Genomic DNA, 14,238 nt, shown 5'->3' on the forward strand with positions numbered 1-14,238 from the left:
TTCATGACCGTCCAGGCCGCCCTCGCCGCCCTGCTCACCCGCCTCGGCGCCGGCACCGACATCCCCCTCGGCTCCGTCGTCGCCGGCCGCACCGACGAAGCCCTCGACAACCTCATCGGCTTCTTCGTCAACACCCTCGTCCTGCGCACCGACACCAGCGACAACCCCACCTACACCGACCTCATCCACCGCGTCCGCGACACCAACCTCGCCGCCTACGCCCACCAGGACCTCCCCTTCGACCGCCTCGTCGAAGCCCTCAACCCACCCCGCACCCGCAACCGCCACCCCCTCTTCCAGATCGCCCTGATCCTGCAGAACAACGCCGCCGCCGACTTCGACCTGGGCGCTGCCGCCCGGGTCACCGACGCCGACTCACCCGCGCTGGCAGCCCAGTTCGACCTCTGCCTGAACCTCCGGGAGCGGACCGGCCCGCAGGGCGAGGCGGCCGGCGTGCGGATCGAGATCGAGTACGCCACCGACCTCTACGACGAGGCGACGGCGCGGCTGTTCGGCGAGCGCCTGGTCCGGCTGCTGGAGCAGCTGGCCGCCGCACCGGCGCAGCCGATCGGCTCGGCCGAGATCCTCGCCGCCGACGAGCGCGAGCTGGTGCTGGAGCGCTGGAACGACACCGCCCGCCCGCTGCCCGCGATCACCCTGCCGCAGCTGCTCGCCGAGCAGGCCGCCCGCACGCCGCAGGCGCTCGCCGTCGAGCACGGCGACACCCGCCTGACGTACGCCCAGCTCGACGCCGCGGCAACCGCGTTGGCCGCCCGGCTGCGGGAGAGCGGGGTGCGGCACGACGACCTGGTGCTGCTCGCGCTGCCGGCCTCCGCCGAGCTCGTGGTCGCGGTGCAGGCGGTACTGAAGGCCGGCGCCGGCTTCCTGCCGGTCGATCCGAAGCTGCCCGAGGAGCGGCTGCGCGCGATCCTCATCGACGCGGCCCCCGCCGCCGTGCTCACCCGGCGGCAGGTGCTCGCCGCGCTCGGCGGGCTCTTCGACGGCTCCCCCGCGCCGGTGCTCTGCCTCGACGAACTCGAAGACGCTGCCACCGAGTTCAGCAGCGACGAGCTCACCGAGATCACCCCCGAGAGCCTCGCCTGCGCCTTCTTCACCTCCGGCTCCACCGGCCGCCCCAAGGGCGTGATGTTCGCCCACGGCCCGCTGCTCAACTACACCCTGACCATGGTGGAGGCCTTCGAGCTCACCGCCCGGGACCGGATCCTCCAGGTCGCCGCCGTCGGCTTCGACGTGCTGCTGGAGGAGCTGCTGCCGACCCTGGCGGCCGGCGCCACCGTCGTGATCCCGACCGAGCCGGTGCTGACCAGCGGCGCCGACCTGGCCGACTACGTGACCGAGCACCGGATCACCGGCCTGGAGCTGACCACCGCCTACTGGCACGAGTGGGCGCACGAGCTGCACACCGCCGGCCGCACGCTGCCGGCCGGCTTCCGCTTCGTCGCCACCGGCGGCGAGCGGATCCTGCCGGAGCGCCTGGAGATGTGGGAGCGGCAGCCGACCCGGCTGATCCACGTCTACGGTCTGACCGAGGTCTCCTGCACCTCGACCACCGCCCTGCTCGGCTCGCAGGGCGGCCGGACCGAGGCGCTCGCCGCCCCGATCGGCCGGCCGCTCGCCAACACCCGGGCGTACGTGCTGGACGAGGCACTGCGCCCGGTCCCGGCCGGCATCGCCGGCGAGCTCTACCTGGGCGGCGGCGGCCTGGCCCGCGGCTACGTGGGCCGCCCCGGCCTGACCGCCGAGCGCTTCCTCGCCGACCCCTTCGCGCTCGCCCCCGGCGCCCGGATGTACCGCACCGGCGACGTGGTCCGCTGGACGGCCGAGGGCGAGCTGGAGTTCGTCGGCCGCTCCGACGAGCAGGTCAAGATCCGCGGATTCCGGATCGAACTCGGCGAGATCGAGGCCGCGCTGGCCCGCGAGGACGGCGTCGCGCAGGTCAAGGTCGTGGTCCGCGAGGACCGGCCCGGTGACAAGAGGCTGGTCGGCTACGCGGTGCCCGCGCCGGGCGCCCGGCTCGACCAGGAGCAGCTGCGCGGCGCGCTTGCGGCCACCCTGCCCGGCTACATGGTGCCGGACGCCGTGGTCATCATGGACGCCTTCCCGCTGAACCCGAACGGCAAGGTGAACCGCGCGCAACTGCCCGTCCCGCAGTACCCGGTGGCGGCCGGCGGCGGGCGCGCGCCGCGCACCCCGCAGGAGGAGATCCTCTGCGGCCTCTTCGCCGAGGTGCTCGGCCTGGCGAAGGTCGGCGTGGACGACGACTTCTTCCGGCTCGGCGGCCACTCGCTGCTCGCCACCCGCCTCGCCAACCGGATCCGCACCGCGCTGGGCGTCGATCTGCCGGTCAGCGCGCTCTTCGAGACGCCGACCGTGGCCGGCCTGGCCGGTTCGGTCTCGGCCGACGGGGCCCGCCCGGCGCTGACCGCCCGGCAGCGTCCCGAGCACCTGCCACTGTCCACCGCGCAGCGGCGGCTGTGGTTCCTGACCCGGATGGAGGGACCGAATGCCACCTACAACATCCCCCTGGTCCTGCGCCTCGACGGCGACGTGGACCCGCAGGCCCTGGCGGCAGCACTTGCTGACGTGGCTGATCGGCACGAAGCCCTGCGGACGGTGTTCCGGGAGGTGCACGGGGAGCCGGTACAGGACGTACTGCCGCTCGGCAGCGTCCGGCCGCGGCTGACCGTCGCCGCCACGCCCGCCGACGGGCTGGACGCGGCGCTGCTGGAGGCCTCGCACCTGCCGTTCGACGTGGCGGCCGAAACCCCCCTGCGGGCCTGGCTGTTCAGCACCGCCGAGACGCAGCACACGCTGCTGCTGGTGCTGCACCACATCGCCGGCGACGGCTGGTCGATGGGCCCGCTGGGCCAGGACCTGGGCGTCGCCTACGCCGCCCGGCTCGCCGGCAGCGCCCCCGACTGGCAGCCGCTGCCGGTTCAGTACGCCGACTACGCGCTCTGGGAGCGCGAGTTGCTCGGCGACGAGCAGGACCCGGCCGGCCGGGCCGCCCGCAACCTGGCGTTCTGGCGCGAGCGGCTGGCGGGCCTGCCGGAGGAGATCGAGCTCCCCCGGGACCGGCCCCGCCCGGCGGTGCCCTCCCACCGCGGCGAGACCGTGCGCACCGTGATCGAGGCGGGTGTGCACGCCAGGCTGCTGGAGCTGGCCCAGAGCGAGCGAGCGACCCTGTTCATGACCGTCCAGGCCGCCCTCGCCGCCCTGCTCACCCGCCTCGGCGCCGGCACCGACATCCCCCTCGGCTCCGTCGTCGCCGGCCGCACCGACGAAGCCCTCGACAACCTCATCGGCTTCTTCGTCAACACCCTCGTCCTGCGCACCGACACCAGCGACAACCCCACCTACACCGACCTCATCCACCGCGTCCGCGACACCAACCTCGCCGCCTACGCCCACCAGGACCTCCCCTTCGACCGCCTCGTCGAAGCCCTCAACCCACCCCGCACCCGCAACCGCCACCCCCTCTTCCAGATCGCCCTGTGCGCCGAGGACACCGCCGACGTGCGGTTCGAGGCGGCGGGGGTGTCCGCCCGGTCCACCGAGGTGGACTTCCGGGGCGCCAAGTTCGACCTGACCTTCTTCGTCAAGGAGCTGCCCACACAAGCCAGTTCGCCACAGGGCGTCGAACTGGCCGTGGAGTACGCCACCGACCTGTACGACCGGGAGACGGTCGAGCTGCTGGCGGCCCGCCTGGTGCGCCTGCTGGAGCAGCTGACCGCCGCACCGGAGCAGCCGATCGGCTCCGCCGAGATCCTCGCCGCCGACGAGCGCGAGCGGCTCCTGGAGCACTGGAACGGCGCGCCCGCCGACTACACCGCCACGGGCGTCGCCCGGCTCTTCGAGCAGCGGGTCGCGGCGGCCCCGGACGCGGTCGCCGTGTTCGTCGGCGAGCAGGAACTGACGTACCGGCAGCTGAACGAGCGGGCCAACCGCCTCGCGCACCGGCTGATCGCCGAGGGCGTCGGCGCGGAGACCGCGGTCGCGCTGCTGCTGGAGCGCTCGCTGGACGTGGTGGTGGCGACCATCGCGGTGGCCAAGGCCGGTGGCACCTACGTGCCGCTGCCCGCCGCCTTCCCGGTCGAGCGGATGCGGATGGTGCTCGACGGCACCGGCGCCAAGGTGCTGCTGGTGGACCCGGCGCACCGGGAGCACCCGGTCACCGAGGCCGGCGTGACCGTGCTGCTGCTCGACGGCGAGCACGGCCCGGGCGGCGAGCAGGGCCCGGCCGACCTGCCGGTGACCGACCCCGCGGTGCCGGTGACGCCCGAGCAACTGCTCTACGTCATCTACACCTCCGGCTCGACCGGCGTCCCCAAGGGCGTCGGGGTCAGCCACCGGTCGGTGGCCGCCTTCGCCGCCGAGCGGCTGTTCGCCACCCCGACCCAGCGCCGGGTGCTGATGCACTCCGCGCACGCCTTCGACGCCTCCACCTACGAGCTGTGGGTGCCGCTGCTGAACGGGCGGCAGATCGTGATCGCCCCGCCCGGGCGGCTCGACACCGACGCCTACGCACGGCTGCTCACCGGGCACGGGATCACCGCGGGCTTCTTCACCACCGCGCTCTTCAACCTGCTCGCCCAGGAGGTGCCGGCCGCGCTGGCCGGCCTCGGCGAGGCGTGGGTCGGCGGCGAGGCGCTCTCGCCGACCGTGATGGGCCAGGTCCGGGCCGCGCACCCGTCGCTGACGCTGTTCAACGTCTACGGACCCACCGAGTCCACCACCTTCGCGACCTGCGTCCCGATCCCGGAGCCGGCGCCGGGCAGCACCTCGGTGCCGATCGGCCGGCCGATGGACAACACCAGGGCGTACGTCCTGGACGAGCGGCTGCGCCCGGTGCCGGCCGGCGTCGCGGGCGAGCTGTACCTGGGCGGCGAGGGCCTGGCCCGCGGCTACGTCGGCCGCCCCGGGCTGACCGGCGAGCGCTTCGTCGCCGACCCGTTCGCCGCCGGGCCCGGCGCCCGGATGTACCGCACCGGCGACGTGGTCCGCTGGACCGCGGACGGTCTGATCGACTTCGTCGGCCGCGCCGACGGGCAGGTCAAGATCCGCGGCTTCCGGATCGAGCTCGGCGAGATCGAGGCCGCGCTCACCGCGGACCACGGCGTGGCCCAGGCGTTCGTCATGGTCCGCGAGGACCAGCCGGGCGACAAGAGGCTCGCCGCCTACCTCACCGCCCCGCCCAGCACCGTGGCCGACCCGGCGGCGATCCGCGAACGGCTGCGCGAGGCTCTGCCGGACTACATGGTCCCGCAGGCGCTGACCGTGCTGGACGCGCTGCCGCTGAACCAGAACGGCAAGGTCGACCGCAACGCCCTGCCCGCCCCGCTCTACCAGGAGGCGGCCGAGCACCGCGGCCCGCGCGACGAGCGCGAGCAGGCGCTGTGCGCGCTGTTCGCCGAGTTCCTCGGCCGGCCGGAGGTCGGCATCGACGACGACTTCTTCCGGCTCGGCGGCCACTCGCTGCTCGCCACCCGCCTGGCCAACCGCATCCGCACCACGCTCGGCGCCGACCTCCCGGTCAGCGCGCTCTTCGAGACCCCGACGGTGGCGGCCCTGGCAGCCCGACTCGCCACCGCCCCGGCCGCCGCGGCACGGCCCGCGCTCACCCGCCCCGCCCTGCGCCCGCGCGCCCGCGCCTAGACCTCCCGTCCAGCCGGTACATCCACGAGGACACCGATTCCCATGACTCTCGCTCTTTCGTACGCCCAGCAGCGGCTCTGGTTCATGCACCGGGTCGAGGGGCCCAGCCCGACCTACAACCTCCCGATGGCCGTGCGCCTGAACGGGCCGCTGGACCCGGCGGCGCTGGTCGAGGCCCTGGCGGACGTCGTCGAACGGCACGAGGTGCTGCGCACCGTGTACCGCGAGACCGACGGGGAACCGGTGCAGGAGATCCTCGACCGGGTCCGGCCGCAGGTCGAGCGGCAACAGGTCGCCGGCGAGCCCGAGCTGGCCGAGGCGATGGCGCAGGCCGCCCGGCACGCCTTCGACCTGGCCCGCGAGATACCGCTGCGCGCCTGGCTCTTCACGCTGGCCCCCGAGCGGCACGTGCTGCTCCTGCTGCTGCACCACATCGCGGCCGACGGCTGGTCGCTCGGCCCGCTGGCCCGCGACCTGGCCACCGCCTACCGGGCTCGCCGCAGCGGCGACGCGCCGGCCTTCGAGGAGCTGCCGGTCCAGTACGCCGACTACGCGCAGTGGCAGCGCGAGGTGCTCGGCGAGGTCGCCGACCAGGAGAGCGCCGCCGCCGCCCAGCTGGCGTACTGGCGCAGCGCCCTGGCAGACCTGCCGCCGGAGCTCGACCTGCCGACCGACCGGCCCCGCCCGGCCGTGCCGAGCCACCAGGGCGCGATCGTGCGCTGGGCGGTGGACGCCGAGACGCACCACCGGCTGCTGGAGCTCGGCCGGGAGAGCGGCGCGACGCTGTCGATGGCGGTGCAGGCGGCCGTCGCCGCGCTGTACACCCGGCTCGGCGCGGGCACCGACATCCCGCTCGGCTCGGTGGTCGCGGGGCGCACCGACGAGGCGCTCGACGACCTGGTCGGCTTCTTCGTCAACACGCTGGTGCTGCGCGCCGACACCTCGGGCGACCCGTCCTTCGAGCAGCTGCTGGCCCGGGTCAGGGACGCGGCGCTGGCCGGTTACGACCACCAGGACCTGCCGTTCGACTCGCTCGTCGAGGCGCTCAACCCGACCCGGTCGCTGGCCCGCCACCCGCTCTTCCAGACCATGGTGGCGCTGCAGAACAACGCGGCCGCCGACTTCTCGCTCGGTGACGTGGCCGGCGAGGTGGAGGAGATCCGGGCCGGCATCTCCCAGTTCGACCTGTCGATCACGGTGAACGAGCACTACGGCGCGGACGGTTCGGCCACCGGGCTGACCGGCTGGATCGAGTACAGCACCGACCTGTTCGAGCACGGCACCGCGCAGGCCCTGGCCGACCGGCTGGCCCGGCTGTTCGAGGCCGCGGCCCGGCAGCCCGCCGCCCCGATCGGCGCGCTGGAGCTGCTGGACGGGCCGGAGCGGCAGCGGCTGCTGACCGACTGGCAGGGCCCGCTGGCCGAGCCGGCGAGCCTGACCATCCCCGAGCTGTTCCGTGAGCAGGCCCGGCGCACACCCGACGCGATCGCGGTCAGCGACCGCGGCCGGAGCACCGACTTCCGCCGCCTGGACGCCGCCTCGGACCGGCTGGCCGCGCGCCTGACCGCGCTCGGCATCGGCCCCGAGGACCGGGTCGCGGTGCTCCAGGAGCACTCCACCGACGCCGTCGTCTCGCTGCTGGCGATCGTGAAGGCGGGCGCGGCATACCTGCCGCTGGACCTGCGGGCGCCGGTGGCGCGGGCCGCCGGGGTGCTGGCCGACACCGGGGCGAGCGTGCTGCTGGTGGACCGCGCGACGGCCGGGCGGCCGCTACTGGCCGAACTGCCCGAGGGCGTCCGGCACGTGCTGACGGTGGCCGACCTGGCCGACGACGCCGACCAGGCCCCGGCCGCGGCACCCCGGGTACACCCCGACCAGCTCGCGTACGTGATGTACACCTCCGGCTCCACCGGAACGCCCAAGGGCATCGGGATCACCCACCGCGACGTGGTCGCCTTCGCGCAGGACGGCTGCTGGGCCGGCCGGGCCGCCGAGCGGATCCTGATGCACGCGCCACTCGCCTTCGACGCCTCGGTGTACGAGCTGTGGGTGCCGCTGCTGACCGGCGGCCGGATCGTGGTGGCGCCGCAGGGCGGCTTCGACGCCGCCGCGCTCTCCCGCCTGATCACCGAACACGGCCTGACCAGCGCGCTGCTGACCGCCGGTCTGTTCCGGGTGATCGCCGAGGAGGACCCGCAGGTCTTCGCCCCGCTGCGCGAGGTGCTGACCGGCGGCGACGTGATCCCGGTGCTCGCCGTCCAGCGGGTGCTGGACAGCTGCCCCGGCACCGCGGTGCGGGCCACCTACGGGCCGACCGAGACCACGCTGTTCGCCACCCAGACACTGCTGCACCCGGGCACCCGGCTCGGCGCGACCGTGCCGATGGGCCGGCCGATGGACAACATGCGCGCCTACGTGCTGGACGAGCGGCTGCGCCCGGTCCCGGTCGGCGTGGTCGGCGAGCTGTACCTGGCCGGCGAGGGCCTGGCCCGCGGCTACGTCGGCCGCCCCGAACTGACCGCCGAGCGCTTCGTCGCCGACCCCTTCGCGCTCGCCCCCGGCGCCCGGATGTACCGCAGCGGCGACCTGGTGCGCTGGACCGCGGACGGGCTGCTCGACTTCGTCAGCCGCGCCGACGGGCAGGTCAAGCTGCGCGGCTTCCGGGTCGAACCCGGCGAGATCGAGCTGGTGCTGGGCCGGGGTGCGGACGTCGCGCAGGCCGCGGTGCTGGTCCGCGAGGACCGCCCCGGTGACAAGCGGCTGGTCGGCTACGTCGTGCCGGACGGCGGCGCGGCGCCGGACGCCGACGAGCTGCGCGCCCGGGTCGCGGCCGAGCTGCCGGAGTACATGGTGCCCTCGGCCTTCGTCCTGCTGGACGCGCTGCCGCTGACCCCGAACGGCAAGGTGGACCGCCGGGCGCTGCCCGCCCCCGCCGGGGCCGAGGGCGGCCCGCAGGAGCGCCGGGCACCGCGCGACGCCCGCGAGGAGACGCTCGTCGCGCTCGTCGCGGACGTGCTCGGCCTGGCGGAGGTCGGCATCGACGACGACTTCTTCGCCCTCGGCGGCCACTCGCTGCTGGCCACCCGGCTGGTCAGCCGGGTCCGCGCGGCGCTCGGCGCGGAGCTCGGCCTGCGCGCCGTGTTCGAGGACCCGACGGTCGCCCGGCTGGCCGCCCGGATCGCCCGGCAGGAGTCGGCCGGCCACGAGTCCGCAGGCCATCAGTCCGCCGGACAGGCGACGGCCGGCGCAGGCCGGCCCCCGGTGCGGGCCGCCGCCCGCCCCGAGGAGCTGCCGCTCTCCTTCGCCCAGCAGCGGCTCTGGTTCATGCACCGCCTGGACGGCCCCAGCGCGATCTACAACCTGCCGATGGTGCTGCGGCTGACCGGCGAGCTGGACCGCGCCGCGCTCACGGCCGCGCTGGACGACCTGGTGCAGCGGCACGAGGTGCTGCGCACGGTCATCCGCGACAGCGGCGGCCGCACCACCCAGGTCATCGCGCCGACCGCGTCGATGGAGCTGACGTTCAGGGACGTCGCCGCCGGTGAGCTGGCCGAGGAGCTGGCGAAGGCCGCCCGCCATCCGTTCGAGCTCGCCGACGAACACCCGGTGCGCGCCTGGCTCTTCCGCGCCGGCGAGCAGGACCACACGCTGCTGCTGCTGGTGCACCACATCGCCGGCGACGGCGGGTCGATGGGCCCGCTGGGCCAGGACCTGAGCGCCGCCTACGCCGCCCGCCTCGCCGGCTCGGCCCCGAACTGGGCGCCGCTGCCGGTCCAGTACGCCGACTACGCGCTCTGGCAGCGCGAGCTGCTCGGTGACGAGCAGCTCCCCGGCAGCATCCTGGCGACCCAACTGGACTACTGGCGCACGGCGTTGGCCGACCTGCCGGACCAGCTGGAGCTCCCGTTCGACCGGGCCAGGCCGGCGGTGCCCTCGCACCGCGGTTCGTTCGTCCCGCTCACCATCGAGGCGGACGTGCACGCCAGGCTGCTGGAGCTCGCCCAGGGCGAGCGCGCCACGCTCTACATGACCATCCAGGCCGCGCTCGCCGCGCTCTTCACCCGGCTCGGCGCCGGCACCGACATCCCGCTCGGCGCCGCCGTGGCCGGCCGCACCGACGAAGCGCTCGACGACCTGATCGGCTTCTTCGTCAACACGCTGGTGCTGCGCACCGACACGAGCGGCAACCCCAGCTACACCGAGCTGGTGCACCGGGTCCGCGACACCAACCTCGCCGCCTACGCGCACCAGGACCTCCCGTTCGACCGGCTCGTCGAGGCGCTCAACCCGGTGCGCACCCGGGCCCGTCACCCGCTCTTCCAGACCACGCTGGTGCTGCAGAACAACGCCGCCGCGGCCTACGAGCTCCCCGGACTGCACGTCGAGGACCAGGCGGTGGGCGTCGAGAGCGCCCAGTTCGACCTGATGTTCAACCTCACCGAGCGGTACGGCCCGGACGGCGCGCCCGCCGGGGTCGAGGGCGGCGTGGTCTTCGCGACCGATCTCTTCGACCGGCGGACGGTGGCCTCGCTGGCCGACCGGCTGGTGCGGCTGCTCACCCGGGCGGCCGCCACCCCGGACCTGCCGATCAACCGACTGGACCTGCTCGCCGGGCCGGAGCGCACGCAGCTGCTGCGCGACTGGAACGGCCCCGAGCGCCCGGTGCCGACGCACGACCTGGCCACCCTGTTCCAGGAGCGCGTCGCCGCCGCCCCCGACGCCGTCGCGGTCACCTCCGACCGACTGCGTCTGACGTACGCACAGCTGAACGCGCGGGCCAACCGCCTCGCGCACCGGCTCGCCACGCTCGGCATCGGCCCCGACCGGGCCGTCGCCACCCTGCTGGAGCGCTCCGCCGAGGTGGTGATCGCCACCCTGGGCATCACCAAGGCGGGCGGCGCGTACGTCCCACTCCCCTCCGGCTACCCGGTCGAGCGGATGCGGTTCGTGCTGGAGGGCACCGCATCCCACGTCCTGGTCGTCGATGCCGCGATGCGCAACCACGCGCTGGTCGCGGCCGAGCGGGAGCGGGGCACCCTGATCGTCGAGCTGGACGACCCCACGCTCGACAGCGAACCGGACACCGACCCCGGTGTGCGGATCCACCCGGATGCCCTGGCCTACGTGATCTACACCTCGGGCTCGACCGGCACGCCGAAGGGCGTGGCGGTCAGCCACCGCAACGTCGCCGACCTGGCCGCCGACGGCTGCTGGGCGGGCGGCACCCAGCGCAGCGTGCTGATGCACGCACCGCACGCCTTCGACGCCTCCACCTACGAGCTCTGGGTGCCGCTGCTGACCGGCAACCGGATCGTGGTGGCGCCGGCCGGCGCGCTGGACACCCGCGAGTACGCCCGGATCATCACCGAACAGCAGGTCACCTCCGCGCTGTTCACTCCGGTGCTCTTCAACCTGATGGCGGAGGAGGAACCCGCCGCCCTCGGACGGATGGCCCAGGTCTGGACGGGCGGCGACAACGTCCCGGTCAGCGCGGTGCAGCGGGCGATCGACAGTTGCCCGGACACGCAGGTGGTGGCGACCTACGGTCCCACCGAGACCTCCGTGATCTGCTCCTGGCACCCGATGCGCGCACCCCACCGGGTGGGCCGTTCGGTGCCGATCGGCCGGGCCATGGACAACACCAGGCTGTACGTGCTGGACGAGCACCTCGCGCCGGTCCCGGTCGGCGTCGCGGGTGAGCTGTACATCGGCGGGCCCGGTGTGGCGCGCGGCTACCTGGGCAAGCCCGGGCTGACCGCGAGCCGCTTCGTCGCCGACCCGTTCACCACCGAGCCCGGCGCCCGGATGTACCAGAGCGGCGACGTGGTGCGCTGGCTCGCCGACGGGACGCTGGAGTTCGTCGGCCGGGCCGACGGCCAGGTCAAGGTGCGCGGCTTCCGGATCGAGCTGGGCGAGGTGGAGAAGGCGCTGGCCGCCGACCCCGCGCTGGTCCAGGTCGCGGCGGTGGTCCGGGAGGACCGGCCCGGTGACAAGCGGCTGGTCGGCTACCTGGTGGCCGGTCCCGGCGAGAGCGTCGATCCGGCCGCCGTCCGGGAGCGGCTGGCCGCCGGCCTGCCGGACTACATGGTGCCCACCGCGTTCGTCCTGCTGGACGCGCTGCCGCAGACGCCCAACGGCAAGCTGGACCGCAAGGCCCTGCCCGCCCCGGACGCCACGGCCGCGAGCGGCCGGGCCCCGCGCACCGCCCGTGAGCAGCAGCTGTGCACGCTGTTCGCGGAGGTGCTCGGTCTGCCCGAGGTCTCGATCGACGACGACTTCTTCGCGCTCGGCGGCCACTCGCTGCTGGCCACCCGGCTGGTCAACCGGATCCGCCGCACGCTGGACAGCTCGCTCGCGGTGGCCGCGCTCTTCGCGGCACCCACCGTCGCCGCGCTCGCCGCGGCGATCGGCGAGGGCCACAGCGGAGCGGAGACTCCGGACGAGTCGGACGGCACCTTCGACACGGTGCTGCCGCTGCGCCCGGCCGGCGAGCGGGCGCCCCTCTTCGCCATCCACCCCGGTGGCGGGATGGGCTGGTGCTACGCCGGTCTGACCCGGCACCTGGACCGCGAAGTGCCGCTCTACGCCTTCCAGTCACGCGGCCTGGCGCAGCCGGTGCAGCTGCCGGACAGCGTCGAGGAGATCGCCGCCGACTACCTCGCCGAGATCCGCCGGATCCAGCCCTCGGGCCCGTACCGGCTGCTCGGCTGGTCCTTCGGCGGGGCGGTGGCGCACGCCATCGCGGTGCTGCTGCGCCAGGACGGGCAGGAGGTGTCCCTGCTGGCCATGCTGGACGCCTACCCGGGCGGTTCGAACGGCGAGCACGAGGTGATGGACGAGCGCTCGGTGCTCCAGCTCGCCTTCGACGGCATCGACATCCTCGACGGCCTGACCGAGGACGAGCTGCCGGTCACCCCGGCCCTGGTTCTGGAGCGGCTGCGCAGCCACGGCAGCTCGCTCAGCGCGCTGGACGAGCGCGCGGTCCGCGCTCTGATGGCGGTCACCGTCAACAACGTCCGGCTGATGCGCGACTACACGCCCCGCCCGTACGACGGCGAGGTGCTGTTCTACCAGGCCGGCCGCGAGGAGATCACCCCCGCGCAGGCCGCCGCGATGTGGAGCCCGTACATCGGCTCCTTCGACCACCACGTCATCGACGCCACCCACGCGGACATGACCAGGCCCGAGACGCTCGACCTCATCGGTCCGGCGATCGACAGCCGCCTGCGGGCCGACGACAGCCAGTCCGGGACCCGGACCGCGCTCGTCCTGACCGCCTGACCCGCCGCCGGCCGGACCGCGGCATCCCGCTCCGGCCGGCGGCGACCCACCTACTTCAGACACACCAGACCTGCCCAGGAGTCCTCCCATGCCCAGCCAGACCATGACCAGCCAGACCATCTCCGACCAGGCGCTCGTCGAGCAGGCGCTGCTGACCGACGCCTTCCTGAACGACGCCGAGCTCCCGCCGCTGGTGACCACGACCTCGCACACGAGCCCCGCCCGGGTGGCCGTGCACCGCTACCACCTGAGCCACGCGGAGGCCGAGCAGGCCCACCAGCTCGCCGCGCGCTGCCTGAGCGAGTACTCCCGAGTGGACTCACCCAGATTCCTGGCCGAGGTCGCCGTGCTGGCCCACGAACTCCCGCGCGGGCTGCGCCTCGCCGTCAACGCGGCCCGCCTCGACGACCGCAAGCACGGGCTGGTCGTCTCCGGCAACCTGATCGACGAGCAGACGCTCGGCCTGACCCCGCCGGGCTGGCAGCACGCGGACACCGCGGGCAGCAGGGTCTACGCCTTCCTGATCATGCTGTACGGCGCGCTGCTCGGCGACGTCGTCTCCTGGGCGACCCAGCAGGACGGCCGGGTGGTCACCGACGTCGTGCCGGCCCCCGGCATGGAGGACAGCCTGGTCAGCTCCAGCAGCCGCACCGAGCTGGGCTGGCACACCGAGGACGCGTTCTCCGAGTGCCGCGCCGACTTCGTCGGACTGCTCTGCATGCGCAGCCCGGAGCTGACCGCGACGACCATCGGCCCGCTGGACCTGGCCGCGATCCCGGCCGGCGTGGAGCGGGTGCTGCGCGAGCCGCGGTTCCACATCCTCCCGGACACCTCGCACGACGCCGCGCTGAACACCGACCCCGGCGAGGCCGGCCGGGCCGGAGCCTTCGGACGGCTGGACGCGGTGCGCCGCCGGCCGCCGCACATCCCGCTGCTCTCCGGCCACCCCGAGGCCCCGGTGCTGCGGATCGACGGCGACTTCGTGGTCGCGGCCGACGGCGACGAGGAGGCGGCGGAGGCGCTGAGCTGGCTCAAGGAGCACCTCAGCGCGAACCTCTACGACTTCCCGCTGTCGCCCGGCGACGTCGGCTTCATCGACAACCGCAACGTCGTGCACGGCCGCCGGCCGTTCCGCCCGCGCTACGACGGCACCGACCGCTGGCTCAAGCGGGTCAACGTCGTCGAGGACCTGCGCCGCACCCGCCCGGGCCGCAGCAGCACCAACACCCGCGTCATCGGCTGACGACACCCTCCTCAAAACCTTCTCAGGCTGACACACCC

At 74.3% G+C, this 14,238-nt stretch carries 3 protein-coding genes; all 3 read left to right on the forward strand.

The genetic code is table 11. The features are described 5' to 3' along the window. A partial coding sequence (locus AC060L_RS02120) for an amino acid adenylation domain-containing protein (protein ID WP_483796615.1) occupies window positions 1-5,676 on the forward strand: 5,676 nt, incomplete at its 5' end. A 42-nt stretch (window positions 5,677-5,718) separates the two neighbouring features. Further along, window positions 5,719-12,957, forward strand: a complete 7,239-nt coding sequence (locus AC060L_RS02125) for an amino acid adenylation domain-containing protein (protein WP_483796616.1) — start codon at window positions 5,719-5,721, stop codon at window positions 12,955-12,957. 88 nt (window positions 12,958-13,045) lie between these two features. Beyond that, entirely contained in the window at window positions 13,046-14,200 is a 1,155-nt protein-coding gene (gntD, locus tag AC060L_RS02130; protein ID WP_483796617.1) for a guanitoxin biosynthesis L-enduracididine beta-hydroxylase GntD, read from the forward strand. Window positions 14,201-14,238: the final 38 nt, after the last annotated feature.

Source organism: Kitasatospora sp. NEAU-69 (genome assembly GCF_057158765.1).

Coding starts and splice junctions, on each gene's coding strand:
- AC060L_RS02125 (WP_483796616.1), top strand. CDS start 5,719: ATGACTCTCGCTCTTTCGTACGCCCAGCAGCGGCTCTGGTTCATGCAC.
- gntD (WP_483796617.1), top strand. CDS start 13,046: ATGCCCAGCCAGACCATGACCAGCCAGACCATCTCCGACCAGGCGCTC.